This is a genomic window from Lysobacter sp. OAE881 (genome assembly GCF_040546665.1).
GTDB lineage: Bacteria > Pseudomonadota > Gammaproteobacteria > Xanthomonadales > Xanthomonadaceae > Lysobacter_J > Lysobacter_J soli.
In genome coordinates this window covers 161,694-187,280 of the sequence record NZ_JBEPOG010000001.1, presented here as the reverse complement: position 1 = coordinate 187,280, position 25,587 = coordinate 161,694, and the positions used below count along the sequence as shown (strand labels likewise).

Here is a 25,587-nt window from a genome sequence, read left to right as displayed (position 1 = left end):
CCGCCGTCATCCCGGCGGAAGCCGGGATCCAGGCCCGAAGCGCCGGAAGTCCGGCTCCCGGATGACGCCTCACCCCTGCACCGCTTTCATGTACGCCGCCAGCCCGCGCTCGCGCGTTTCCACGAACGTTTCGCCCGTCGGCGCGTAATCGACGATGCGGTCGGGGCGGAAGTTGCGGAAGTCGCCGCGCAGGCGGCACCACGCGCCCAGCGTCCAGCTGCCGCCCCAGAACGCCAGGCACAGCGGTTCGATTTCCCGCGCCGTCGTTCGCGAATCGTTGTCGCGATAGTTCATGCGCAGCACCAGCGCGCTGGTCACCGCCGCGTGCAGGTCGTCGATGAGGCCGCTGTTTTCCAGCCGGTCGACTTCCGGCGCGAAGATGCGCGTGCGATCGCTGCGTTCGCGCAATTCCGGCGGCAGCACCGCTTCGATCTTCAGCAGCGCCGCTGCGGCCTCGCGTCCGAGCCGATTGCCGCCGAAGGCACGCACGAACCGCGTGCCGACGACCAGTGCTTCGAGCTCGTCGGGCGTGAACATCAGCGGCGGGATGTCCGATCCCTTGCGCAGCAGGTAACCGACGCCCGCTTCGCCTTCGATCGGAACGCCGGAGCGCTGCAGGTCGGCGACGTCGCGATACACCGTTCGCAACGAGACGCCGAGCTCCTGCGCCAGTCGTTGCGCGGTGATGGCAGAGCGGCGTCCACGCAGGGCATGGATCAGCAGGAAGAGGCGGTCGGCGCGGCGCATGCGCCATGATCGCGCGCCGCCCTGCCGCACTCAATGTGCCGTGCGACCTGGACGCCGGCGTATGGCGCGACCGCGATCACGCACGCAGCTCCGAACGCGCCGTCGGCGACAGGCGCATGCGTTGCGGCGGCTGTTTCAGGCCATGCAGCAACGATTGCGCGACGGCCTCGCGCCACGCGGTGTCGGCCAGCAGGGCCGCTTCATAGCGATGGTGCGCATCGACATCGTCGAAGCGCGCGAACCACACCAGCACGTGTTCGCCTTCGCGCACGGGCAATCGCGGATAGCTGTTAGCGCTCGCTTCGGTGACGTACACGCCGATGAGCTCCGCACCGGCGGACGTGAGCCGCGGCATGAGGTCGCGCTCGAAACGCTCAAGGAAACCCTCGTCCGCCGCTGCATCCAGCGAACAGATACCCGCTTCGAGCAGGCCTTGCGCCTTCGTTGGAGCGTTCAACGAGGGACGCGTCGCTGATGGCGTGGCGAAGCCGGATCCCGCGCGCGCAGGACGCAACAACAGCACGTCGTCGCTGTCGACGATGGTGGCGTTTGCCGCCTCGCGATGACGCTTCCACGTAGGGCCGCCATAAAACCCGTCGAGCGCTTCGGCGCGTACCGGCATGCTCGGGAAACCGCGCATCCAGACGAACCGGTCGGGCGCATCGAGGTCGCGGAACTGCCCGATCACGTGCATGCCCACCGCCTCCTGCGGCTCGATGAACTCGCGTTCGAACAGTTCGATGAGTTCGTCGCGGCGCGCGGGCTGCATCGCGTACTGGCGCAGTTCGATCACGCGGTCTTCGTGCGGCATGCGGCCCGCATCGTCCGTGCGACGGAACCACATGTGCCAGTTGGTTTCCCAGCTCGCGCCATCGTCGACGGAGAACGCCTGCTGCCAGTGCGCGGTGTTCGCGCTGATCTGGCTCCAGCGGAAACGCACGCGCACCGGCTGGCCTTCGTGTTCGTCCGTGCCGAAGAAGGTGCCCACGCGACCGTTATCTGGTTCGTCGGCGAAGGCGCCGAACACCGGCGGATCGAGCACGCCGTCGTGGTTGCCGGCCCAGTAGATCGACCACTGTTTCGACTCGGTGCCGAACAGGCGCAGCGTCATGCCGATGAAGCGCTCGCTCGTGCCGGGGCGCGTCCAGTCGCTGACGAAATCATCGACGTTGCCCACGCCGCCGAGCATGGGCTGGCATCGCTGCGACGCCTGGAAGATCTCCCAGTCGGTCGATCCGGCCAGGCGCTGCGTCAGGCGTTCGTTGCGGATGCTCCACTGCCCGTGGAGGAAGTCGAAATCGTGTCGGCCGTCGTGGCCGGTCGTGGGGTCCATCGTGGGCGCCTTCGTTCGTGAAAGTGCGCGCGCACCGGCGCGCATCGGCGCAAGCCACGCGGTCTGTGCGATCGCGGCCAGTTGCAGGAACAGGCGACGCTGCCGGTGCCATGCCGGCTGCAGGGCGGTGTCCAGGTCCATCGCGGTGATCCAGTCCGGCGTGCGGATCGCACGATGGCAGGATCGTCCGGCGCTGCTGACAGGGTCCTGTCAGCAGCCGTGCTCAGGCGGCCGGGAAGAACACCGTGATGGCCAGCCCGCGACCGTCGAGCCCGTCCTCGACGTGGATCCGCGCGTGATGCGTGCGTGCGATGCGCGCGACCAGCGACAGGCCGATGCCGCTGCCGCTGTTGCGCGAGCCGTTGCTACCGTTGCCCGCACCGTTGGCACGATAGAAGCGGTGGAAGATGCGTTCGCGTTCTTCCGGCGCGACGCCCGGCCCGTCGTCGGCCACGCACAGCGCGATGCCGCCGACGCCATCGCGCACGTCGCGACGGCAGACCACTTCGATGCGTCCGCCTTCGCCGGCGTAGCGCACCGCGTTGTCGACGAGGTTGCGGATGAGGATGCCGAGCAGGTCGACGTCGCCGAGGATGCGGCCGTCCTCGGTGCGCAGCGCGATGCGCTGCCGGCGTTCGCGCGCGAGCGTTTCGAAGTCGCGCACGACCAGCACCAGCAGTGGCGCGATGTCGAGCGGCACCAGCGTCGGCGAGACCGTCTGCGCGTCCAGGCGCGCGAGGTCCAGCAGCTGTTCCGACAACCGCGCCGCACGCGCGACGCCCGCACTGAGGCGGCGCAGCGCGGTATCGCGTTCGTCTTCCGTCGCGGCGCGGCGCGCGAGGTCGGCGTGCGCGCTGAGCACCGCGAGCGGCGTGCGCAGTTCGTGCGCGGCGTCGGCGATGAAGCGGCGTTCGTTCTGCACCGCCTGGTCCACGCGCGTGAGCTGGTCGTTGAATGCATCGACCAATGGGCTGAATTCGGTGGGAAGGCCCGGCGCCTGCAGCGGCGTGAGGTCCAGCGGCGGGCGCGTGCGCAAGCTGTCGCGCAGCGCGGCGACCGGCCGCAGCGATCGACCGATCACCGTCCACACCGTCAGCACGAACAACACGAAGATCAGCCCGGCGGCGAGCAGGCTCAGGCCGACCCAACGCGCGATCTCGTTGGCGATCATTTCCTTCGAACGCCCGACCTGCACGATCAGGCCGCGTCGCGGATCGGACAGGCTGTAGACGTGCCAGACCTGGCCGGCGATGGTGCGTCGCGCGAAGCCATCGCGGAAATCGGGCTTGAGCGGCTCGTCCGGCGCAGCCACCGAATACACGACGTTGCGGCCGCTCGCCCACACCTGCCAGCTCATCTTGTGGTCGCGATGGCCGGCCTTCACCGCGGGACGTTCGCGCGGCGGAAGGCTCTGCAGGCCGTCGGGCATGGACTCGAGGATCTGCGCGGCGACTTCGCGCTGCGACTCGTCCCAGAAGCCGTAGTGCGCGCGCGACAGCTGCCACGCCTGGCATCCGAGCCACACCAGCCACGCGACCAGCACGCACTTCACCGACACCCACGTCAGGCGCCATCGCAGCGAGCGCGTCTTCATGCCGACGCTCCGGCTGCGCCGTTGTTGATGCGGTATCCCTGCCCGTGCACGGTGACGATCAGCTGCTCGCCGAGTTTGCGTCGCAACTGGTGCACGTACACGGCGATGGTGTTGCTCTCGATCGTGCCGGAGCTGCCGTAGACCGCTTCCTCCAGCTGCTCGCGCGTGACCACGCGCCCCTGGCGTTCCATCAACAGCAGCAGCGTGCGGAATTCGTGCGCGCTCAGCGACACCGCGGCGCCGTCACGCGTGACCTCGCGACGTGCCGGATCGAGCACGACTCCGTTAAAGCTCAGCACCGGCGACACGCGCCCCTGCGTGCGCCGCATGACCGCGCGAAGCCGCGCGAACAGTTCGTCGGGCTGGAACGGTTTGACGATGTAGTCGTCGGCGCCGGCATCGAGGCCTGCGATGCGATCGCTGAGCTTGTCGCGCGCGGTGAGGATGATGACCGGCGTGGCGTCGTAGCGCCCGCGCAGGTACGACAGCACGCTCAGGCCGGAGCTGCCGGGAAGGCCGAGGTCGAGCAGCACCGCGTCGAAATCGTGTTCGACCAGTGCGGTGCGCGCGAGCGCGGCATCGCCGACGGTGTCGACGCGGAAGCCGTTCGCGCGCAACGCGGCGCACAGCGCCTCGGCGAGCATCGTGTCGTCTTCCACCAGCAGCAGGTTCATTCCGGGATCCGTGTTTCGCAGCGCGTTGCCGGCGGGCAGTGTCGCGGCGGGGGTTTAAAAACTTCTTAAAGGCGCGCGCGCAGCCTGTACCTCCCATGCGCCGTGCCCGGCATCGTAGCGCGGCGCGGTCGGCCCTCCCCCGGTGATCCCATGACAGCGACGTCCCTGCTTTTCCGCGTGCCCGCGCCCACCGTATCCCCCGTGACGGTGCGCCCGGTCCGTCCGGAAGACGCGTCCACGCTGCTGCGCCTGTCGCGCGAACGCGATGTGCGCGGTGGCGCGTGGACCGATCTGCTCGAGTTCCACGAAGCGCTGTTCGAGGCGCCCGTGCGTGCGTGGGCGTGGCTCGCGTGCGTCGGTGACGAGCCGGTCGGGCACGCGCTGGCGACCGTGGGTTTTTCGTTACGCGCACGCGGCTATTGCCTGCAGCTGGACACGCTGCACGCGCGCGACGAGTGGGCCGCAGCGGCCGAAGCGGCGCTGTTCGACGAAGTCCGCGCGATGGCCCGACGCCTGGGCTGCGTGCAGCTGCACTGGCATGACGCCTGCGAAGAAGCATCCGCTCGGCTGAACGCTCCGGACGCAGCGCGCGACGGCGTACGCCATGTCGTGCCGCTGGCGTGAACTCCCCTCGTCCCCTCGGGTCTGAACCCGTCCGCGCCCTGCCGCGCCCCCTGCTGCTGAGCCTGCTGCTGATGACCACCGGATCGCTTGCCGCCTGTTCCACCACCGCCTCGCCTTACGCAAACTCGCCGCAGTTCCGCGACGGCGGCTTCCGCAATCCCGTCGTGCCGAAGCAGGCGGGCTTCGCGCAGATGCCGCGCATGCTGTGGCGGTTCCTGTTCGACAAGCCCGACGACACGCGACCCGACGTGGCGGTGCCCGTCACGCCGCTCACCCGCGCGCAGCTGCTCGCCGCAAAGGACGGCTCGCTGTTCCGGCTGGGGCATTCGACGATGCTGCTCAAGTTCGACGGCGGCTTCTGGCTGACCGATCCGGTGTTCTCCGAGCGCGCCTCGCCTGTGCAATGGGCCGGGCCGAAGCGCTTCCACGCGCCGCCGATCCCGATGGACCAGTTGCCGCCGATCGAAGGCGTGATCCTCTCGCACGACCACTACGACCATCTCGACCGCGCCGCGGTGCTCGCGCTGGCCGCGAAGACCAGGCACTTCGTCGCGCCGCTGGGCGTGGGCGACCTGCTGGTCGAGTGGGGCGTCGATGCGTCCAAGGTGCGGCAGCTGGACTGGTGGGAGGAAGCGCACATCGGCGGCGTGCGCCTGGTCGCGACGCCCGCGCAGCATTTCTCCGGCCGCGGGATGTTCTCGAAGAACCCGACGCTGTGGGCGTCGTGGGTGATCGAGGCCGATGGCCTGCGCGTGTTCTTCAGCGGCGACAGCGGCTATTTCGACGGCTTCAAGGCCATCGGCGAGCGCCTGGGTCCGTTCGACGTGACGATGGTCGAATGCGGCGCCTACGACGCGATGTGGAGCGGCGTGCACATGCAGCCCGAGCAGACCGTGCAGGCGCACCTGGACCTGCGCGGCCGCTGGCTCATGCCGGTGCACAACGGCACGTTCGACCTCGCGCTGCACGGCTGGCAGGAACCGTTTACACGCGTGTCGCGCATCGCGCGTGAGCGTGGTGTAGCGCTAACAACGCCGGGCTTCGGCGAAGCGCTGGATCTGCGCGAACCCTCGCCGGAACGCGCGTGGTGGCTGCCCTCGCCGTAGTCATCGGCGACAATGGCGGCCCGTTTTCGAACACGGCGCCGCCCATGACGAACCACTCGCAGTCGATTTCCCTCACCCGCTACCTCATCGAGGAACAGCGCGCCGGCCGCATCAACGCCGACCTGCGCCTGCTGATCGAAGTGGTGGCGCGCGCATGCAAGACGATCTCCATCGCCGTGGGCAAGGGCGCGCTCGGCGGCGTGCTGGGCGATGCGGGCACGGCCGGCGAGGCATCGATCAACGTGCAGGGCGAGGCGCAGAAGAAGCTCGACGTGCTCTCCAACGAGATCCTGCTGGAAGCCAACGCATGGGGCGGCCATCTCGCCGGTCTCGCATCGGAGGAGATGGACACCTCGCAGCCGATCCCCGACGTCTACCCGCGCGGCAACTACCTGCTGCTGTTCGATCCCCTCGACGGCAGTTCGAACATCGACGTGAACATCTCCGTCGGCACGATCTTCTCGGTGCTGCGCGCGCCGGACGGCGTCACGCACGCGAAGGACGAGGACTTCCTGCAGCCCGGCACCGCGCAGGTCGCCGCCGGTTATTGCACGTACGGGCCGAGCACGATGCTGGTGCTGACCGTCGGCAACGGCACGCATTCGTTCACGCTCGATCGCGAGATCGGCAGCTTCGTGATGACCACGCGCGGCATGCGCATTCCGGAGGAAACGAAGGAATTCGCGGTGAACATGAGCAACCAGCGCTTCTGGGAAGCGCCGATGCAGCGCTACGTGGGCGACCTGCTCGCCGGCAAGGAAGGCCCGCGCGGCAAGGACTTCAACATGCGCTGGGTGGCGTCGATGGTCGCCGACGTGCATCGCATCCTCACGCGCGGCGGCATCTTCAGCTATCCGCTGGACAGCAAGTGCGCGGCGAAGGGCGGCAAGCTGCGCCTGATGTACGAAGCCAATCCGATGGCGCTGCTGGTCGAACAGGCCGGCGGCGCGGCGAGCACCGGCCGCCAGCGCATGCTCGAAGTGCAGCCCAACGGCCTGCACCAGCGCGTGCCGGTGTTCCTCGGTTCGAAGCTCGAAGTGGAAGCTGCCGTGCGTTACCACGCCGAACACGATCGGGCCGCGTAAGCGCGCCCGATACGTTGGATGGAGATACAGGAGTGGCGCACGCGAAGGCGGCGCCACTCACGAAGGTGAACTGAGTTGGCCCGTTTCATGTCGTGTGCCGATTGACGCATTCAGCACCGGAACGCGTCGTTTCTGACCGCTCATCGTCGAACGGCCCGTTGAATACACTGCGTAACTTCCCGCAGTGGCAGCATCGACTGCCTCGGACTAGGTCAGGAATGCCAAGCCGATGGACGGAATGCAGGACTCCGAAGCGGCACAGACCGGTGGCCGCGAACTGATCTACGTGACACGTGGCGGCGCCGGTCGCGTGCTCGCGCTGGGTGGCCTTCAGCAACTGGGCTGGAACCTGCGCCGCGCGCCCGATGCGCGCAGCGTTCTGCGCATCCTCAACGGCGATTCGCGCAAACCGCACGCGGCGCTGCTCGACCTGCGCGAAGGCTTCACGCAGCAGGACCTGGCCGAGTTCGGTACCGCGCTGTCGGCCGGCAACGTCGGCTGGGTCGCCGGCGTGGATGCGCGGCAACTCGACGAGCCACCGGTACGCGACCTCATCCGCGATTACTGCTACGACTACCTGACGCTGCCGTGCCCGGAATCGGTGCTCAACACGGTGATCGGCCACGCACACGGCATGGCGAGCCTCGCCTGCGAGCGCGGCGATGCGACGAGCGAATCGGGCTTCGACGGGATGATCGGCGACAGCCCGGCGATGCGCACGTTGTGCCGCACGCTGCGCAAGGCCGCGCTGACCGAAGCGCCGGTGTTCATCGCCGGCGAAACCGGCACGGGCAAGGAACTCGCCGCGATGGCGGTGCATCGGCATTCGCGTCGGCATGCGCATCCGTTCGTGGCGATCAACTGCGGTGCGATCCCGCACAGCCTGATCCAGTCGGAATTGTTCGGTTACGAGCGCGGCGCATTCACCGGCGCGCAGCAGCGCAAGCTGGGCCGCATCGAGATGGCCAACAGCGGCACGCTGTTCCTGGATGAGATCGGCGATCTCCCTCTGGAAAGCCAGGCCTCGCTGCTGAGGTTCCTGCAGCAGGGCAGCATCGAACGACTCGGCGGCCACGAGCAGATCCCGGTGGACGTGCGCATCATCTCGGCGACGCACCACGACCTCGACCGCGCCGTCGCCGAAGGGCGCTTCCGCGCCGACCTCTACCACCGCCTGTGCGTGCTGCGCCTGCAGCAGCCGCCGTTGCGCGAACGCGGCAGCGATATCGACAAGCTCGCGGAGTACTCGCTGCAACGCTATTCGCAGGAAGGCCATCGCACGCTCAAGGGCTTTTCGCCCTGCGCGCGACAGGCGCTGCACACGCACTCGTGGCCCGGCAACGTGCGCGAGCTCATCAATCGCGTCCGGCAGGCCGTGGTGATGGCCGAAGGCCGGCTGATCACCGCCGCCGACCTGCACATCGAGAGCTCGCTGACCACTCCGCCGCCGACGCTGGACGAAGTGCGCGATGCGGCGACGCGTGCGGCGATCGAGCGTTCGCTGCACCGCAATCGCGGGCGCCTGGTCGATGTCGCCCGCGAACTGGGCGTCTCGCGCGTGACGCTCTATCGCCTGATGCAGCGCCACGGACTGCGCGCGCACGAACCCGAAGCGCCGAACACGATCCACATCGCATAAGCGACAGCGCGCGTTTGCATCGCCCGCGCGCCGTGCGAGGATGCGGCATCCGGGCTTCTTTCCTCGCGCGACATGCACAACCAGGCAGGTGGCGGTTCCGACTTCGCCGACTTCATCGAGGTGTTCGACGACGCGCTCGATCGCGAACAATGCGCGCGACTGGTCGAACGTTTTTCCGCCAGCGGCGACAGCGTGCCCGGCCGCGTCGGAGGCGGCGTGCTGCCGGAACTGAAGGACAGCCGCGACCTCACCATCACCGGCCGCGACTTGTGGCGCGATGCGGAGCAGATGCTCAACGCCGCCGTCTTCAAGGGGCTGATCGCGTACCTGCGCCGCTATCCGTACACGCTGATCGCGCCGCTGATGCTGGAAGTGCCGGGCGAGAACGGCGCTCGCCACCGGCTCACCGCCGAGCGGCTGGCCGCGATGGACGACGCCTCGCTGACTCCGGTGGTGCAGGCGGTGCTGCGGCCTGGGGCAATCAACCTGCAGCGCTATACGGCCGATCGCGGCGGTTATCCCTACTGGCATTGCGAGCTGTATCCGCGCGATGCGCACGGCGAGACGCTGCACCGCCACCTGCTGTGGACGATCTACCTCAACGACGGCTTCGAGGCCGGCGAGACGGAATTCCTTTACCAGCGCCGCAGGATCGCGCCGCGCGCCGGCAGCCTGCTGATCGCGCCGGCGGCGTTCACGCATACGCACCGCGGCAACCGGCCGCTGGGCGGCGACAAGTTCATCGCGACCAGCTGGATCCTGTTCCAGCGCGCGGAGCGGCTGTTCGGGGCGTCGTAGCGCCGTTGTTGCGGCATCACGTGCGCGGGTGGTTCAGCACCAGCCAGTACAGGCCGACCTGCTTGACCGCCCACACGAACTGCTCGAAATCCACCGGCTTCTGGATGTAGCTGTTGACGCCCAGCGCGTAGCTGGCTTCCACATCGAACGGCTCGGCGCTGGTGGTCAGCACGACCACGGGCAGCGTACGCGTGGCTTCGTTCGCGCGGACGGCCTGCAGCACCTCGCGCCCGTCGACCTTGGGCAGGTTGAGGTCCAGCAGCATGATCGAAGGCAGGTCGGCCGGATCGCGATCGGCGTACTGGCCGCGCGCGAAGAGATAGTCGAGCGCCTCGGCGCCGTCGTTCACCACCACCAGGCGGTTGGCGACCTTCGCCTCGTCGAAGGCGATGCGCGTGAGCTCGACGTCGTCGGGGTTGTCCTCGACCAGCAGGATTTCCTTGTGCATCAGGCGTTCTCCTCCGCCAGCGCTTGCGCCGGCAATTCGAGGGTGAACGTGGCGCCGGATTCGGGTGTCGAATCGGCGCGGACGCTGCCGTGGTGCCGTTCGGCGATGCGCCGGACGATGGCAAGGCCCAGACCGTGACCACCCCCCTGGTCCGGTCCGTGCAGCCGCTGGAATGGCTCGAACAGCTTGTGCGCATAGCGCATGTCGAATCCGATGCCCTCGTCACGGATCACGACCTGGAGGTTGCGGCCTTCACGCCGGCCGCTGACCTGGATGCGGATCGGCTCGCGCCCGCGCGAGAACTTCCACGCATTGCCCATCAACTGGCTCAGCATCAGCTTGAGCAGGCGCTCGTCGCCCCACGCGTGCAGGCTGGGCTGCACGCGGATGTCGGCACGCCGCTGCGGCTCGGCGTCCTGCAGCTCGGCGCCGACCCAGTCGGCGAGCAGGCTCAGGTCCACGTCCACCGGCTTGAGTTCGGTACGCGTGACGTAGGCCAGGTCGTTCAGCGCGCTGAGCAGCCCGCTCATGCGCGACGCCGCGGCGCGGATGCGGCCGAGGTAGTCGCGATCGGTGTCATCCAGACGCTCCGATGCGCGATCGGCCAGCAACGCCGAGAAGCTTTCGATCGAACGCAGCGGCGCGCGCAGGTCGTGCGCGACCGCGTCGGCGAACAACTGCAGCTGGTGGTTGGCGGCGAAGCGCGCGGCGTGTTCGGCTTCGGCGCGCGCCTTGAGCGCGAGTTCGGCCGCGTGCTGCGCGCTGATGTCGCGCACCTGCACCAGCAGGTAGGACGGGTGACCTTCGCCGTCGCGCACCACCGACACGTTGACGTGCGCCCAGATCGTGTCGCCGTTGCGATGCACGTAGCGCTTCTGTGCGTCGAGCGCGGGGATGTTGCCGTCGACGAGGCCGCGCAGGAACGACTGGCTCATCGCCACGTCGTCCGGATGCGTGAGCGAGGCGGCCGATGTGCCGATGATGTCGCGTGCGTCGTAGCCGAAGATGCGCTCGAAGGCGGGGTTCACTTCAAGCCAGCGGCCGTGCAGGTCGACCACCGCCATGCCGACGCCGGAAGCGTCCATCGCGAGACGGAAACGGTCGATACCCGCGTCCTGACCAGGGATTTCGCTCATCGATGGCGTGGCTCAAGCTTGTCCTGTCGCGGCGCTAGTGTAGCGGGGCCGATCGTGACGGTGTGGTGCAGGCTGCCTGCACGGCGTTCGCGCCACCTCGCGCACAATGGGTCATGGAGATGCAGCAGGTCCTGTTCCTCGTCATCCTCGCCGGTTCGCTTTACCTCTTCATAAGCGAACGCCTGCGCGTCGACGTGACGGCGATGCTCACGTTGCTGGCGATGGTGCTGGCAGGTGTGCTCGATGCGCGCGAGGCGTTGTCGGGCTTCGCGAGCGAGCCGGCGATCATCGTGGCGGCAGTGTTCATCATCTCCGGCGGACTGGCCGCGACGGGCATCACCGAACGCATCGGCCAAGCCGTGGAACGTGCGGCCGGTCGCACCGAAAGCCGGGCGATCGCGGTGGTGATGCTGGCGGTGGCGGCGCTGTCGTCGTTCACGCATCACGTGATGGTCACCGCGATGATGCTGCCGATCGTGACGCGGTTCGCACGTGCGCGCGGGATGTCCGCGTCGCGATTGCTGATGCCGATGTCGTTCGCCGCCTCGCTCGGCACGACGCTGACGCTGGTGAGCGCGCCCGCGTTCCTGCTCGCCGACAACCTCATCGAACGCACCGGCAGCGAAGGCCTGGGGATCTTCTCGATCACGCCGATCGGCCTGACGCTGGTGGGATTGGGCGTGATGTACATGCTGATCGCGCGTTGGCTGCTGCCCAAGCGCTTCGGCGCGCTGGGGGACGCGGGTTATTTTCGGCTGGATCGTTACCGCACCGAGCTCGTCGTCGGCGAAGGCCCGCGCTGGAACACGCGGCCGCTGTCGGACCTGCAGAAGGCGCTGGGCGACCGCTTCCGCCTGCTGAGCTGGACGCGCGACGGCCGCGTACGCGACGACCTGACGCCGGCCAGTCCGCTCATCAACGGCGACATCCTGCGCGTGGAGGCCTCGGCCGACGCGCTGGCCTCGCTCCATGCGGACACGGGGCTCAGCCTGCAGGCGATACGCCGCTATGGCGAACTCGCCACCGGCGAGGGCGACGCGCAGTTGGTGCAGGCGGTGATCGCGCCGGGCTCGGAATTCATCGGGCGCACGTTGCGCGAGCTGGATTTCGCGCGGCGCTTCCACACCGTCATCGTCGGCCTGTGGCGCCGCGGCGAGGATGAATCGCCGCGCCTAGCAGAAACCCGCTTGCGTGAGGGCGACCTGCTGGTGCTGTGGGGCCGGCCGTCGCGCTTCGCCGAACTCGCCACGCACCACGGTTTCCTCATGCTGGTGCCGTTCGCGGGCGAGGCGCGCCGTCGCGTTCGCGCGCCCGTGGCGCTGGCGATCCTGGCGGCCACCGTGCTGGCCGCCGCGACCGAATGGCTGCCGGCACCGCTCGCGTTCCTGCTCGGTGCAGTGGCGATGGTCGCCTCGCGCTGCGTGGAGGTCGACCAGGCGTATCGGGAAGTCGACGTGCGCATCTTCGTGATGATCGCCGGCGTGATCCCGCTCGGCATCGCGATGGAGCAGACCGGCACGGCGCAGTGGCTCGCCTCGGGGCTGCTGCACGTGGTGTCGGGCTGGCCGCCGCTGGGCGTGCTGCTGGTGATGTTCGGCGTGGCGGCGTTGCTGACGCAGATCCTGTCGGACGCGGCGACGACGGTGCTGCTCGGGCCCATCGCGGTGGAGCTGGCGCAGTCGCTCGGCCTTCCGCCGACGCCGTTCGTGGTGTGCACGGCGTTGGGCGCGGTGGCGTCGTTCCTCACGCCGATCGGGCACCACGGCAACCTGCTGATCCTCGGCCCGGGGCAGTACCGGTTCAACGATTTCCTGCGCATCGGCCTGCCGCTGACGGCGATGATCGCCTTCGTCAGCGCATGGATGGCGCGCTGGCTGTGGCTCGGCGGGCCGCTGTTGCCGGGCTGATCGCAGCCGGTTCGATCAGAACAGCTCGCCTTGCGGGGACGGTTTGCGCGGCGGTACGAACTGGCTGGTGTCGAGGGCCGGCATCGAACCGAAGCCCAGCCGCGCGTGCGCCTTGCGGAAGCGTTGCGCGATCAGCTGCGCGAACGGCCCTTCGCCCCGCATGCGCGTACCGAAGGCGCTGTCGTAATCCTTCCCGCCGCGCATCTGCTGGATGAGGCTCATCACGTGCTCGGCGCGGTCGGGATAGTGCAGCTGCAGCCACTCGCGCCACACCTGCTTGAGTTCGTGCGGCAGGCGGAGCAGCACGTAGCCGGCCGACGTCGCGCCGTGATCGCGGCAGGCTTGGAGGATGTGCTCGATCTCGCGGTCGTTGATCATCGGAATGACCGGCGCGACCATCACGCCCACGGGAATGCCGGCATCGACGAGCGTGCGGATCGCCTTCAGCCGCGCATGCGGCGCCGACGCGCGGGGTTCCATGCGCGCGGACAAGCGGTTGTCGAGCGAAGTCACCGAGTACGCGACGCTCGCCAGGCCGCGTTTCGCGAGCGGCGCGATGAGGTCGATGTCGCGCACGACGCCGGCGTTCTTGGTGATGATGCTGAACGGATGCGAGCACGCGCCGAGCACTTCGATCACCGAACGCGTGACGCGGTAGCGGCGTTCGATCGGCTGGTAGGAGTCGGTGTTGATGCCCAGCGCGAGCGGTACGCACTGGTAGGACGGGCGCGCGAGTTCGTTCTGCAGCAGTTCGGCCGCGTTGGTCTTGGCGAACAGGCGCGTTTCGAAATCCAGCCCCGGCGAGAGATCGAGGTAGGCGTGCGACGGCCGGGCGAAGCAGTAGACGCAGCCGTGTTCGCAACCGCGATACGGATTGACCGACGCGCTGTGGCCGACGTCCGGCGAGTCGTTGCGGCTGACGATGCTGCGGGCGCGCTCCTCGGTGACGCGGGTCTGCGGGCCGGGTGCGTCGGCGAGGTCTTCGTAGACCGATCCCCAGCCGTCGTCCTCGCCCTGCGCGACCGTCACCGCATAGCGGCCGTCGACGTACGAGGCCGCACCTCGACCCTTGATCGGTGCCTGGGCTTTGCGGGCGTCATCCATCGGCCTTAGCCTACGCGCGGCCCGTCGCAGCCCGTGAGACGGACGGCCGCGACGCGGCAACGACGCGACGCACGGCAGGCTGAATACCGGAGGAGACCCGCCCTGCATGCTCGACATCCTGCGTAGCGCCTGGAGCGCGTTCGCCTCGATCCCGAACCTGGGGCTGTACCTCGTCCTCGGCTGGCTGACCTACGTGGTCTGGCTCGGGCTGTGGATCGTGCTCCAGAAGCGCGAGCCGGTGGCGACGCTGAGCTGGCTGATCAGCCTGGCGGCACTGCCGTACATCGGCTTCCTCATCTACTTCTTCTTCGGCCCGCAGCGGATCCGCCGCCAGCGCCTGCGCCGCGTGCGCGCCCGCGCGACCTTGCCGCCGCCGCCCGAAGGCCTGGTGCCCACGCCGGACGCGATCGAACTGGCGCGGCTGGCGCAGTCCACGACCGGCCTGCCGCCGATCACCGCCACGCGCGTGGATCTGCTGATCGACGGCTCGGCCAAGTACGTCGCGTTGCTGGAGGCGATCGCGAACGCGCGCGACCACATCCACCTGGAGTACTACATCTACCTGCCCGATCGCACCGGCACCGCGCTGCGCGATGCGCTGGTCGAGCGTGCCCGCGCCGGCGTGCAGGTGCGGTTGCTGCTCGACGCGGTGGGATCGGGACGCACCAAGCGCAAGTTCCTCCAGCCGCTGGTGGAGGCCGGCGCGGAAGTCGCGTGGTTCCATCCGATGAAGCTGCAGTGGTTCTGGAAGCGGCCGTGGTTGAACCTGCGCACGCACCGGAAGATCGTCGTGATCGATGGCGAGATCGGCTTCACCGGCGGCATCAACATCACCGATGAGGAAGACGATCGCCTGCGCGAGGACGCGTACCGCGACCTGCACCTGCGACTGGAAGGCGACATCGTCCGCGAGCTGCAGCTGGTCTTCATCGAGGACTGGGCGTACGCAACGGGCGAGCCGCCGCTGCGCGTGCATCATCCGGCGCCGCGTCGGGGGACGATTTCGGCGCAGGTGCTGGTGTCGGGGCCGGACTCCTCGTGGGAGGCGATCCACCGCGTGCACGTGGCGGCGATCCACTCCCGCGCAGCGTCGCGTGTGGCTGGTGACGCCGTATTTCGTGCCGGGCGAGGCGGCGCGCATGGCGCTGACCTCGGCGGCGCTGGGCGGGCTCGACGTGCGACTGCTGGTGCCGAAGGTCTGCGACAGCCGACTGGTGACGCTCGCCGCGCGGTCGTACTTCGACGAGCTGCTCGAAGCCGGCGTCAAGGTGCACGAGTACGGCCCGCGCATGCTGCACAGCAAGGCGCTGCTCTGCGACGACGACCTGGCGATCGTCGGCAGTGCGAATTTCGACCACCGCAGCTTCCGGCTCAACTTCGAGGTCTCGGTGTTGTTCCGCGACAAGGCGCTGGCTGCCGAGCTGGAGTCGCTCATCCAGGGCGAGTGCAATCTCGCGCCACGTGTCCGGGAGGATCGAGCGCAGCCGCTGTGGAGCACACGCCTGCCGGAAGGGCTCGCGCGGCTGGTCTCGCCGTTGCTGTGACGGCCGCCGCGCTTCGCTGACGGGCGGTCACGCGAGCCCGGCGATCGGGCGATTCCCGCGGAAATCGCGCGCTACACTGCCGGCGCGTCGCACCCTATCACGGAGCTTCCCATGCACTGGCTGTACCTCCTGCTCGCACTGGTGACCTTGGCGGTCGCGTTCAAGACGACGTCGGTGGCGGTCCTGATGGTGTGCCTGCTTGCGGCGCTCGGTTTCGGGCTGGCATGGGTGCTCAAGCTGCTGGCCGCGCGAGTCGACAGCCAGACGCGTGATTCCACGCTGATCCTGGACCCGGCCGAGTTGCGCCGTCTGCGCGAGCAGGCCGAAGCGCGCCGTGCCGCCGCGGGCAATCCGCCGGCGCCGCCGGCCGCCTGAGCGGCAACCCCCGCAAGCCGCTGGCTCACGCCCGCTGCGCTAGTATCGGCGCGCCGGGCCGCGGGCTCGACCCGCCGGTCTGGCCGGATGCGGTGGGCGCTGCCGTCCCATCGCCAACATGCGCCGGCTCGCGCCGTCGATCGCCATCGTGGAGATCGCCATGAAAGCTTTCGGCCTTCCGCTCCTGTCCCTCTGCCTCCTCGCCGGTACCTGCGTTGCCGGCCAGGATTCGCCCGGACCCACGCCCGTTTCGAATGCCACCGGCTGCGGCCGCATCAGCATCTTCGACGTCGCGCCGCGTAGCCAAGACCTGTATCGCGCGCGGCTGATGAACCTCGACGGCCAGCTTCCCGGCCCCGCAGGTGCGAAGAGCTTTCGCGTAACGCCCGGCCGGCATGTCTTGCAGGTCGCCGAACTGATCGATCCGGAACAGTTCAACGATGTGCAGCGGCGCCAGCGCGACATGCGCGCCAATCCGTACAAGGATCTGGTGGTCGACGTGCAGCCGAACACGACCTATCTTCTCGGCGCGCGGCTCGTCGAGGCGCGTCGCAACTACATCGCCGACGGCTCCTACTGGGAGCCGGTCATCTATCAGCAGAACTCCGAGAAGTGCCAGTGATCCAAGCGTGGAGCTTCGCGACGTCGACGCAGGACGTCGCGCGATGACCGTACTGAGCGTCAACGTCAACAAGATCGCCGTGTTGCGCAATTCGCGCGGCGGCTCCGAGCCCGATGTGGTGCGCGCCGCGCGCGCGTGCCTGGATGCCGGTGCCCAAGGCATCACCGTGCATCCGCGTCCGGATGCGCGGCACATCCGTGCCGACGACGTGTATGCGCTGGCCGAACTCACGCGCGAACGCGGCGTGGAGTTCAACCTCGAAGGCAATCCGTTCGCACCGCCGCGCGCCGGCTATCCCGGGTTCTTCGCGCTCTGCGACGCGGTGCGTCCGGCCCAGGCGACGCTGGTGCCCGACAGCGACGCGCAGCTCACGTCCGATCACGGTTTTGATTTCGTGCGCGATGCCGATTCGCTGCGTCCGCACGTCGATGCGCTGAAAGGCATCGGCTGCCGAGTCAGCCTGTTCGCCGATGCGCACACGCAGGGCGCGCGCGCGGGCATCGCGCATGCCGCGCACGTCGGGGCCGATCGCGTCGAGCTTTACACCGGGCCGTGGGCGGAGGCGTTCGCGAGCGGGGCGGGCAAAGCGATGGCGGCGCAGTTCGCCGAAGCCGCCAGGCGCGCGCAGGACGCCGGCCTCGGCGTCAACGCGGGACACGATCTGAGTCAGGAAAACCTCGGCGCCTTCCTGCGCGCCGTGCCAGGCGTACTTGAGGTGTCGATCGGCCATGCGCTCATCGGTGAGGCGCTGTACGACGGCCTGGATGCGACCGTGCGCGGGTATCTCACCCTGCTGGGTGAGGAGCGGGGCTGAGGCACTGTTCCAGGAGTGGGCGCCCGCCGTGCGGGCGGGCGCCGGTTCGACGCTTTATTCCCAAGCGATATCGCGGACGCCGTTGCGCTGGGCCTCGGCCAGCGTCCACGCGAAGTCCTGATAGTCCGCATCCGCGTTCGCGGTGATCTGGACGACGGTACGGGGATCGGCCTGCATCAGATCGCGCAGCGCCTGCGGCAGGGCCGCGCGGTCGAGTGCGACGCCATCGAGCTGGAAGTGCCCGTTCGCATCGACTTTCAACGCCACGCGTCGCGGCGGTTCTTTCCGCTGTGTGGTCTCGATGTTCTGCGGCAATCGCAGGTCGATCTTGCTGGCCACCATCGGCGTGGCGACCATGAAGATCACGAGCAGCACCAGCATGACGTCGACCAGCGGCGTGATGTTCATCTGCGCGACCTCGGTGTGGCCGCTGCGGGACGACGAAGGGGAATCGCGGAAAACGGAAGCAGCCATCGCGCAACCTCCATGGGCCCCATGCCCGGTTCCACGCTAAACCCGGCGGGGCGGCGGCTGCAAGTCGCACGAAGGTTGTAGGGAGGGGCAGGGCGACGCGCCCAGGCCTTTCGAACGCACAAAAGAAAACGCCGCCCGGAGGCGGCGTTTTCCCGACAGGTAAGCGTCAATCAGTTCTGGACGAAGCCAATCTTTTCCATATTGGCGTTCTTCGCGTGCGCCAGCACCTTCGCCAGGATCCCGTAATCGGCGTCCGGGCTGGTATCGATCTCGAGCATGGGCTGATTGCTCGGGTCGCGCTGGACCTCCGCCTTCATCATGTCCTGGATCGCGGTGATGGGCTGCGGAGCGTCGTTCCAGAACACCTGACCGGACGCGTCGATACGCAGCCTGATCGGCGGCGGCGGTTCGCGCGTTTGCGGCGGCGGGTTCAGCGACTTCTGCGGCAGGTTAACGTCGATCGGATACGTCAGCGGAGGCGCCGTCACCATGAAGATGATCAGCAACACCAACATCACGTCCACGAGGGGCGTGACGTTCATGTCCGACATCGGACCGCCACCGGATTTCGATGCAAATGCCATTACTGGATCTCCGGATCAGCGAGGTTCTTTGAGCGCCATGAAGCCGACCTTGCGCATGCCCTGGGCCTGCGCAATCTGCACCACTTCGGACACGATGCGGTACTTGGTCGTCTTGTCGCCGCGGACGTTGATTTCCGGCTGCGGCGTCTTCTGAGCTTCGATCGACAGACGGCTCTCGAGCAGGTCCTTGGTCACCGGCTCGTCGTTCCAGTAAAGGTTGCCGTTGTCTTCCACCGTGATGCTGATCGGCGGAACCGGCGGAGCCTCACTGTCACGCTTGTCCAGATTCGCTTCCGGAAGATCGACCTGGACCTTATGCGACATCAGGGGCGCGGTGATCATGAAGATGATGAGCAGAACCAGCATCACGTCCACGAGGGGCGTGACGTTGATCTCGGCCATCGGGCCGCCGCTATCGCCAGTACTGAAGGCCATTACGAAACTCCAACCTGCTGCAAGAGGGTGTCGTTGTTACAACGCGTTCTTAGCGCTTCGCGCCCACTTCGCCGACGCGCGAGCCGGTGGCGAAGAAGTCGTGCAGATCGTGCGCGAACGTATCGAACTTGTTGTTGGTGACGCGGTTGAGGCGGGTGAAGAAGTTGTACGCCAGCACCGCCGGGATCGCGACGAACAGACCGATGGCGGTCATGATCAGCGCTTCGCCCACCGGACCTGCGACGGCGTCGATCGACGCCTGGCCGGTCGCGCTGATGCGGATCAGGGCGTGGTAGATGCCCCACACGGTACCGAGCAGACCGACGAACGGAGCGGTCGAACCGACGGTGGCGAGCACGGTCAGGCCGGCTTCCAGCTTCGACGACTCGCGGGTCACGCCCTGGCGCAGCGCACGGTCAACGAACTCCGAGCGGTTCAGGGACTCGACCAGGCGCGAACCTTCGTGGCGCTGGTGGTGGGCAGCCGCCTGGGCGGCGTCGAGGGCGATCTTCGAGAACGGCTCGAAACGGCCCTGCTCTTCCATGAAACGGATGGCGTCCTGCGCGTTCGGGGTTTCCCAGAACGTGGAGACGACGCGATCCGAACTGGCGCGCAGGCGCAGGTTCTTCACGAAGTTCACGACGATCCAGTAGATCGACAGGATCGACATGATCGCCAGAGTGATGAAGACGACCCAGCCGACGAAGTCGAAGTTCTGCAACAGATGCGCGAAGCTCATCTGCTGAAGTGCCTGGGCGTTGGAGCCTCCAGCAGTCGCAGCGGTGGTGGTTTCCTGCAGCATGACGCTTACCTTTGAAATGTCGTGGAAAAGGAGTGTGTTGCGGGTTTGGTGCTAACGAATCCCGTGACCCCGATCAGGTCGGCGGGACGAAATCGACCGGGACGCGGACGCGGCTCTGGACACCGACGCCGTTCTGCATTTCCGGGTTGAACTTCCACTTCCGGGCAGCATCCATTGCAGCGCGGTCGAGGTTGCGGTTGCGGCTCGACTTCTCGACAGCGACGTCAAGCACGTTGCCCTGGCCGTCGATGGTGATGACCAGCACGACCGTGCCACCAACACCCTGACGGGCTTCCGTCGGCGGGTACTTGGGCGGGTTGAGCCGCTTCGAGGACGGATCGACGCTCGAACCGATCGTCGTGGCCGGGGCGGGCGGCGACGGCGGGCTCGGCGGCGGCGCCTGCACGTCCACCGGGCTCGGGTCGTCGACCACGATCGGCGGCTCTTCCGGCGGCGGCGGCAACGGCGTCGGCTGCGGCGGAGTGAGCTTCGGCGGCGGCTTCAGCTCCTTCGGCGGTTCCGGCGGCGGCGGCGGCGGCGGCGGGGGCGGCGGCGGCGGCTTGATGAGGTTGACGAACGTGACCTCCTCTTCCTTCTGCTGCTGGGCCGGAGGGGCCATCGGAGCAAGCAGGAGGAGCAGGGCCGCGACGTGGAAGGCGATCGCGATGGTGATACCGGCAATACGTGCCCAGTTCAAACCTTCGCGGTCGTCGTCGGTTCTAGCGTGAATTTCTAGGTCTTGCGTCATGCGCCGTAGCTCGGGAGGTAATTCCGGACGCCAGGGCGCCTCGGGCCGTCAGATACGATTCCCGCGGCCCATGTCGAGTCGCGGGAACCTCCTAGCATATACCAATTCGCGTCCGTGTAATCACACAAATCGGTAGATTCGCTTTGCCGAATTACTTCCCCGGCAGGGCGAGAATCTTCTTGGCGTCGTCGGGCTTTTTCACGCCCTTGGCGACGGCCTGCTTGGCGGCTTCCTTGGCCTCGGGGATGCGGTCTTCCTGCCACAGGACACGGGCGAGGTTCAGGTAAGCCTCGCCATCGGGCGCCAGCGGAGCGGCCTTCTTGTAGGCGTCGATCGCCGGGCCGGCCTGGTCGGAGAAATAGTACGCCTGCGCCTGTGCGAGGTACGTCTGGTAGTCCGGCTTGAGGACGCCCTTCTGGATGCCGTCGTTGATGACCGCGATGGCTTCCTTCTCCTTGCCGTCCATGTTCAGGTACGTGGCGTAGAGCTGGCGGTATTCCTTGTCTTCGGTCAGCTGGCCGGAAGCGCGCAGCTTCTCGAGCACGGCGGCCGACTTGTCGTACATCTCGCCCTGCTGGTACACGGCGGCCAGGTTGAGCTGGGCGCGCTTGTCGTTCGGGTTCTTGGCGGCGACGGCCTCGGCCATCTTGGCCGCTTCACCGGCGTTTCCCGACTCGGCGTAGGTCGCCATCAGCAGCTGCTGCCATTCCGGCTTCGGAGTCGGGCTGGAATCGATGGCCTGCTTGAGGACCGTCGCGGCTTCCGGGTAGCGCTCCAGGCGGTACAGGGCGTTGCCCTTGACCACCAGCTGCTCCGGCTTGGTGCTCTTGGTTTCGTTGAAGAAGGTGTCGAGCGTCTTCAGCGATTCGGCGTACTGCTCATCCTGCAGCTGCAGCTGGGCGAGCATGTACATCGCGCCGTAGTGGCCGTTGTTGTCCAGGCCATTGAGTTCGATCGCCTTGCGCAGGTAGTTCTTGGCGGCGGCCGTATCGTCTGCGTCGTAGGCGATCTGCGCGGCCATCTGCGCGGCGAACGCGCGGTCGTAGGCGTTGAAGGTCTCCGTCGCGATGATTTCGTCGGCGGCGGCGCGAGCCTCGGTGCCCTTGTCGTCGTCGTACAGGCCCATCATCTTCTGCAGCTTCTGGCCGCCCTTCGACGAGGCCTTGGCCTCGACCTGGCGGGTCGCCTGCGGGTATTCCTCAGCCGGCTTGGCAGCCTTCTGCTTGCCTTCGGCCTGGCGTGCACGACGCTCCTCGGCGCGATCCTGCGCGGACTGGGCATTCACCTGGCTGACCGCACCGAACACCAGCACCGCGCCAATGGCCGCGGCCAGGATGCTGCGGTTACGGAGGGAAAACTTGTTCATCGAACACCTCAGATCTGCTGCCGCACGCGGGCGCGCGCGGGACGATGGCACCGGGGCCAGGGGGGCGTCACGCTAACAGAAACGCACGACGCTGCGATACGGGGTTGTGTGCCGGATTTGCAGTCTTACGAACCGCACTTCGGCGTATGGCCGGACGCGCGCGCCTGCTCGAAAGTGGGCATGAGGCTGCCCGCGCGCGCGCCGAGTTCGTTGATGCGCGACTGCGGATCCGGGTGGGTCGAGAGCCACTGCGGAGGACGGCTGCCGCCGGCGGCAATCATGTTCTGCCAGAGATTCACGGCCTGGCGAGGATCGAAGCCCGCCTTGGCGGCCAGCTGCTGGCCGACGACGTCCGCCTCGGTTTCCTGCGTTCGCGAGTTGGGAAGCAGGTAGAAGGTCTGCGCCGCGGCGCCGCCGATCTGGCCGGCTGCATTGCCGGCACCTGAACCGTAGGCACTACCGAGGATCGCACTGCCGATGCCGAGCAGGGTCGAGGTGCCCTGCTGCTTGGTGATGCGCTCGTCGTGGTGGCGCGAGACGACGTGGCCGATCTCGTGCGCGATGACCGCCGCGAGCTGGTCCTGGTTCTTGGCCACGGTGAAGATGCCGGTGTTGACGCCGATCTTGCCGCCCGGAAGGGCAAAGGCGTTCGGGGAATCGTCCTGGAAGACGGCCACTTCCCACTGCGTCTGCCAGCCGGCTGGCAGCTGACGGGTGATGGCGTCGACGACGCAGCGCACGTAGGTGTTCTGGCGTGCGTCCGTGCTCAGCTTTTCCTTCGCCTTGGCCTCGGCGAAGGCCTGGGCGCCCAGCTGGTTGAGCTGTTCCTGCGAGACCGCGCCGACGTACTGCGTGCGTCCGGTCGGCGAGGTCGTGGTGGCGCAGGCGACCACGAGGGTGGCGATGGCGAGGCCGAGCAAAGCGCGTTTCATCGATTCACCCTGAAGAGGAGGCTTGAGGCTGAAGGGGGTTGTATCGCCCGCCGGATTAACACTTCGTCAATGCCTGAACACGCACGCGCGCCGCTTCCGGGGCACGAAGCCCCGGGATGGCTCGCGACGCATCACACGTCGAGGTTGGCGACCTTGAGCGCGTTGTCTTCGATGAACTCGCGGCGCGGTTCGACGACGTCGCCCATCAGCGTGCTGAAGATCTGGTCGGCGGCAACCGCGTCCTCGATCCGCACCTGCAGCAGGCGGCGGGTCTCCGGGTTCACCGTCGTGTCCCAGAGCTGCTCCGGGTTCATTTCGCCAAGGCCCTTGAAGCGCTGGATCTGACGGCCCTTCTTGGCCTCTTCCAGCAACCAGGTCTGCGCCTGCGCGAAGCTGTCGATGGACTGCGCGCGATTGCCGCGCACGATCTGCGCGCCTTCGCGGATCAGGCCATGCAGCTGCGCGGCGGCTTCACGCACGGTGCGCAGTTCGCCGGCTTCGAAGATCGACAGCGGCAGCACCTGGGTGAGTTCCTCGCCCATGTGCAGGCGCTTGACCAGCAGCGCGGGCTGGCCGGCACCTTCGTGCAGTTCCAGCGTGTAGCGCGGCTTGCCGAGACCGCCACGGTTGAGGCGCGCCTCAAGCGCATCGAACTCGCGACGCAGCGCGGCGTGATCGGCCAGCGCGGCGGCATCGAGCGGGATCGAATCGATCAGCGCTTCGATGACGCTCGGGTCGTAGCGATGCGCGTTGCGGCCGATGGCCTCGCGTGCGCTCGCGTAGGCGAGCAGCAGCTTCTCCAGCGCGGCGCCTTCGATCGCCGGCTCGCCCGTGGCCGGCACGAGCGAGGCGCCTTCCACGGCGTTGTTCGCAAGGTACGCGTCGAGCGCCGCGTCGTCCTTGAGGTACAGCTCGTTCTTGCCCTGCTTGATCTTGTACAGCGGCGGCAGTCCGATGTAGACGTGGCCGCGCTCGATCAGTTCCGGCATCTGCCTGTAGAAGAAGGTCAGCAGCAGCGTGCGGATGTGGCTTCCGTCGACGTCCGCGTCGGTCATCAGGATGATGCGGTGGTAGCGCAGCTTGTCCGGGTTGTACTCGTCCTTGCCGATGCCGGTGCCCAGCGCGGTGATGAGCGTGCCGACCTCGGCGCTGCCGAGCATGCGATCGAAACGCGCGCGCTCGACGTTGAGGATCTTGCCCTTGAGCGGAAGGATCGCCTGCGTCTTGCGGTTGCGGCCCTGCTTGGCCGAACCACCTGCGGAGTCACCCTCGACGATGAACAGTTCGGAGAGCGCCGGATCCTTTTCCTGGCAGTCGGCGAGCTTGCCCGGCAGGCCCGCGATGTCGAGCGCGCCCTTGCGGCGCGTGAGATCGCGCGCCTTGCGGGCGGCTTCGCGCGCACGCGCGGCATCGACGACCTTCTCGCAGATCGCGCGGGCTTCCTGCGGGTGTTCCTGCAGGAACTCTTCCAGGCGCGCACCGAAGGTCGCTTCGACCACCGGCTTCACGTCGGAGCTGACCAGCTTTTCCTTGGTCTGCGAAGAGAAGCTGGGGTCGGGCACCTTCACCGACAGAACGGCGATCATGCCTTCGCGCATGTCGTCGCCGGACAGGCTGATCTTGGCCTGCTTGGCGATGCCGTTCTGCTCGATGTAGTTCGACATCGTGCGCGTCAGGGCAGCGCGGAAGCCGGCCAGGTGCGTACCGCCGTCCTTCTGCGGGATGTTGTTGGTGAAGCAGAACATCGTTTCCTGGTAGGCGTCGGTCCACTGCAGGGCGACGTCTACCGTGATGCCGTTCTGTTCGCCGGACACCGAAATTACGTTCGGGTGCAGCGGGTTCTTCAGCTGCGCCAGGTGCTCGACGAACGAGCGGATGCCGCCGGCCGTACTGGAAGACGTCGCGCTTGCCTTCGCCGCGCTCGTCGACCAGCGTGATCTTCACGCCCGAATTGAGGAACGACAGCTCGCGCAGGCGGCGCGCCAGGATGTCGTAGTGGAACTCGATGTCGGTGAAGATCGACGCGGACGGCTTGAAGCGCAGGCGCGTGCCGCGCTTGTCGGAAGCTTCCAGCTGCTTGAGCGGAGCCACGGGCTCGCCCAGCGCGTATTCCTGATGGTGGTGGAAGCCGTCGCGCCACACGTCGAGCCACAGGTGCTCCGACAGCGCGTTGACCACCGAGACGCCGACGCCATGCAGGCCGCCGGAAACCTTGTAGCTGTTGTCGTCGAACTTGCCGCCGGCGTGCAGCACGGTGAGGATCACCTCGGCCGCGGAGACGCCTTCTTCCTTGTGGATGTCCACCGGCATGCCGCGGCCGTTATCCAGCACGGAGACCGAGCCATCCACATGGATCGTCACCACGATGTCGTCGGCGTGGCCCGCCCAAGGCTTCGTCGACCGAGTTGTCGACGACCTCGAACACCATGTGGTGCAGGCCGGTGCCGTCGTGCACGTCGCCGATGTACATGCCCGGACGCTTGCGCACGGCTTCCAGACCACGCAGCACGGTGATCTTGCTGGAGTCGTAGGTCTGGGGAACAGCGGGGGTCGAAGCGGCGGACGGATCTTGCGAGGGATCGTGCTCGATGTGGGTCATGCGGCGACAGGCTCCGTCGACGCGGTCCGCGGCGGGGCCGGGCGCGTCAAGACACATTAGCTATACAAACCGGGAGTATAACAGCCGGCGTTCGGGC

23 protein-coding genes and 2 pseudogenes are annotated in these 25,587 nt (G+C 67.6%); 10 read left to right on the top strand and 15 right to left on the bottom strand.

Going from position 1 to position 25,587, the window contains the following annotated elements; all coding sequences use genetic code 11:
* Nucleotides 1–69 precede the first annotated feature (69 nt).
* The 4 genes from ABIE51_RS00890 to ABIE51_RS00875 all read right to left on the bottom strand — a co-directional run bounded on the left by ABIE51_RS00890 (nt 70) and on the right by ABIE51_RS00875 (nt 4,348).
* Nucleotides 70–747 (bottom strand): helix-turn-helix transcriptional regulator, encoded by a 678-nt coding sequence (locus ABIE51_RS00890; protein ID WP_115843136.1) that lies wholly within the window; start codon nt 745–747, stop codon nt 70–72.
* Between the two features lie 76 nt (nt 748–823).
* Complete coding sequence (locus tag ABIE51_RS00885; protein WP_354503128.1) at nt 824–2,221, bottom strand: NIPSNAP family protein; 1,398 nt, start codon at nt 2,219–2,221, stop codon at nt 824–826.
* An 82-nt stretch (nt 2,222–2,303) separates the two neighbouring features.
* Entirely contained in the window at nt 2,304–3,674 is a 1,371-nt protein-coding gene (locus ABIE51_RS00880; RefSeq protein WP_192631887.1) for a sensor histidine kinase, read from the bottom strand.
* Nucleotides 3,671–4,348: a response regulator gene (locus ABIE51_RS00875; RefSeq protein WP_192631886.1), complete on the bottom strand. Its 678-nt coding sequence runs from the start codon at nt 4,346–4,348 to the stop codon at nt 3,671–3,673. The genes ABIE51_RS00880 and ABIE51_RS00875 overlap by 4 nt, the downstream gene beginning before the upstream one ends.
* A 150-nt stretch (nt 4,349–4,498) precedes the next feature.
* On the opposite strand from ABIE51_RS00875, the gene ABIE51_RS00870 reads away from it, so the two are divergent.
* The 5 genes from ABIE51_RS00870 to ABIE51_RS00850 all read left to right on the top strand — a co-directional run bounded on the left by ABIE51_RS00870 (nt 4,499) and on the right by ABIE51_RS00850 (nt 9,600).
* A complete protein-coding gene (locus tag ABIE51_RS00870) occupies nt 4,499–4,972 on the top strand; it encodes a hypothetical protein (RefSeq protein ID WP_192631885.1) in 474 nt (157 codons plus the stop codon).
* Nucleotides 4,973–5,010: 38 nt separating this feature from the next.
* A complete protein-coding gene (locus ABIE51_RS00865; protein WP_502913320.1) occupies nt 5,011–6,078 on the top strand; it encodes an MBL fold metallo-hydrolase in 1,068 nt (355 codons plus the stop codon).
* A gap of 44 nt (nt 6,079–6,122) precedes the next feature.
* Nucleotides 6,123–7,163: a class 1 fructose-bisphosphatase gene (locus ABIE51_RS00860; protein WP_192631883.1), complete on the top strand. Its 1,041-nt coding sequence runs from the start codon at nt 6,123–6,125 to the stop codon at nt 7,161–7,163.
* A gap of 229 nt (nt 7,164–7,392) precedes the next feature.
* Nucleotides 7,393–8,802 carry a sigma-54 dependent transcriptional regulator gene (locus tag ABIE51_RS00855; RefSeq protein ID WP_198173751.1) on the top strand — a complete coding sequence of 470 codons (1,410 nt, stop codon included), beginning with the start codon at nt 7,393–7,395 and terminating at the stop codon, nt 8,800–8,802.
* A 72-nt stretch (nt 8,803–8,874) separates the two neighbouring features.
* Entirely contained in the window at nt 8,875–9,600 is a 726-nt protein-coding gene (locus ABIE51_RS00850; RefSeq protein WP_192631882.1) for a 2OG-Fe(II) oxygenase, read from the top strand.
* Nucleotides 9,601–9,616: 16 nt separating this feature from the next.
* Here ABIE51_RS00850 and ABIE51_RS00845 read toward each other — a convergent pair whose 3' ends face one another.
* Together ABIE51_RS00845 and ABIE51_RS00840 are read right to left on the bottom strand one after the other, a co-directional pair.
* Nucleotides 9,617–10,048: a response regulator gene (locus tag ABIE51_RS00845; RefSeq protein WP_115843144.1), complete on the bottom strand. Its 432-nt coding sequence runs from the start codon at nt 10,046–10,048 to the stop codon at nt 9,617–9,619.
* The gene (locus tag ABIE51_RS00840) at nt 10,048–11,184 is read right to left on the bottom strand and encodes a sensor histidine kinase (RefSeq protein ID WP_192631881.1); all 1,137 of its coding nucleotides are present in this window, start codon (nt 11,182–11,184) and stop codon (nt 10,048–10,050) included. Before ABIE51_RS00840 ends, ABIE51_RS00845 begins: the two co-directional genes overlap by 1 nt.
* Before the next feature lie 113 nt (nt 11,185–11,297).
* Between ABIE51_RS00840 and ABIE51_RS00835 the strand changes: the two genes are divergently transcribed.
* Nucleotides 11,298–13,091 (top strand): SLC13 family permease, encoded by a 1,794-nt coding sequence (locus ABIE51_RS00835; RefSeq protein WP_192631880.1) that lies wholly within the window; start codon nt 11,298–11,300, stop codon nt 13,089–13,091.
* 15 nt (nt 13,092–13,106) lie between these two features.
* Here ABIE51_RS00835 and ABIE51_RS00830 read toward each other — a convergent pair whose 3' ends face one another.
* The gene (locus tag ABIE51_RS00830; RefSeq protein WP_192631879.1) at nt 13,107–14,195 is read right to left on the bottom strand and encodes a PA0069 family radical SAM protein; all 1,089 of its coding nucleotides are present in this window, start codon (nt 14,193–14,195) and stop codon (nt 13,107–13,109) included.
* 106 nt (nt 14,196–14,301) lie between these two features.
* Here ABIE51_RS00830 and cls point away from each other — a divergent pair.
* The 4 genes and pseudogenes from cls to ABIE51_RS00810 all read left to right on the top strand — a co-directional run bounded on the left by cls (nt 14,302) and on the right by ABIE51_RS00810 (nt 17,550).
* Nucleotides 14,302–15,739 (top strand): annotated as a pseudogene (gene cls, locus ABIE51_RS00825) (cardiolipin synthase).
* A 111-nt stretch (nt 15,740–15,850) separates the two neighbouring features.
* Nucleotides 15,851–16,114 (top strand): hypothetical protein, encoded by a 264-nt coding sequence (locus ABIE51_RS00820; RefSeq protein ID WP_192631877.1) that lies wholly within the window; start codon nt 15,851–15,853, stop codon nt 16,112–16,114.
* A gap of 118 nt (nt 16,115–16,232) precedes the next feature.
* On the top strand, nt 16,233–16,736 hold the full coding sequence (locus ABIE51_RS00815; protein ID WP_192631876.1) for a hypothetical protein: 504 nt from the start codon (nt 16,233–16,235) through the stop codon (nt 16,734–16,736).
* Nucleotides 16,737–16,779: 43 nt separating this feature from the next.
* Complete coding sequence (locus ABIE51_RS00810) at nt 16,780–17,550, top strand: pyridoxine 5'-phosphate synthase (RefSeq protein ID WP_192631875.1); 771 nt, start codon at nt 16,780–16,782, stop codon at nt 17,548–17,550.
* A 54-nt stretch (nt 17,551–17,604) separates the two neighbouring features.
* Here ABIE51_RS00810 and ABIE51_RS00805 read toward each other — a convergent pair whose 3' ends face one another.
* From ABIE51_RS00805 to gyrB, 8 genes and pseudogenes are all read right to left on the bottom strand, one after another.
* On the bottom strand, nt 17,605–18,024 hold the full coding sequence (locus ABIE51_RS00805) for an ExbD/TolR family protein (RefSeq protein WP_115843158.1): 420 nt from the start codon (nt 18,022–18,024) through the stop codon (nt 17,605–17,607).
* Between the two features lie 170 nt (nt 18,025–18,194).
* Nucleotides 18,195–18,608 (bottom strand): ExbD/TolR family protein, encoded by a 414-nt coding sequence (locus tag ABIE51_RS00800; protein WP_115843160.1) that lies wholly within the window; start codon nt 18,606–18,608, stop codon nt 18,195–18,197.
* Between the two features lie 15 nt (nt 18,609–18,623).
* Nucleotides 18,624–19,043 carry an ExbD/TolR family protein gene (locus ABIE51_RS00795; protein WP_115843162.1) on the bottom strand — a complete coding sequence of 140 codons (420 nt, stop codon included), beginning with the start codon at nt 19,041–19,043 and terminating at the stop codon, nt 18,624–18,626.
* 49 nt (nt 19,044–19,092) lie between these two features.
* Nucleotides 19,093–19,845 (bottom strand): MotA/TolQ/ExbB proton channel family protein, encoded by a 753-nt coding sequence (locus ABIE51_RS00790; RefSeq protein ID WP_115843164.1) that lies wholly within the window; start codon nt 19,843–19,845, stop codon nt 19,093–19,095.
* A gap of 73 nt (nt 19,846–19,918) precedes the next feature.
* Nucleotides 19,919–20,593 (bottom strand): energy transducer TonB, encoded by a 675-nt coding sequence (locus tag ABIE51_RS00785; RefSeq protein WP_115843166.1) that lies wholly within the window; start codon nt 20,591–20,593, stop codon nt 19,919–19,921.
* Between the two features lie 151 nt (nt 20,594–20,744).
* The gene (locus ABIE51_RS00780; RefSeq protein ID WP_157028800.1) at nt 20,745–21,959 is read right to left on the bottom strand and encodes a tetratricopeptide repeat protein; all 1,215 of its coding nucleotides are present in this window, start codon (nt 21,957–21,959) and stop codon (nt 20,745–20,747) included.
* A gap of 125 nt (nt 21,960–22,084) precedes the next feature.
* Nucleotides 22,085–22,891 carry a M48 family metallopeptidase gene (locus ABIE51_RS00775; RefSeq protein ID WP_115843170.1) on the bottom strand — a complete coding sequence of 269 codons (807 nt, stop codon included), beginning with the start codon at nt 22,889–22,891 and terminating at the stop codon, nt 22,085–22,087.
* A gap of 131 nt (nt 22,892–23,022) precedes the next feature.
* A pseudogene (gene gyrB / locus ABIE51_RS00770) lies at nt 23,023–25,490 on the bottom strand (DNA topoisomerase (ATP-hydrolyzing) subunit B).
* Nucleotides 25,491–25,587: the final 97 nt, after the last annotated feature.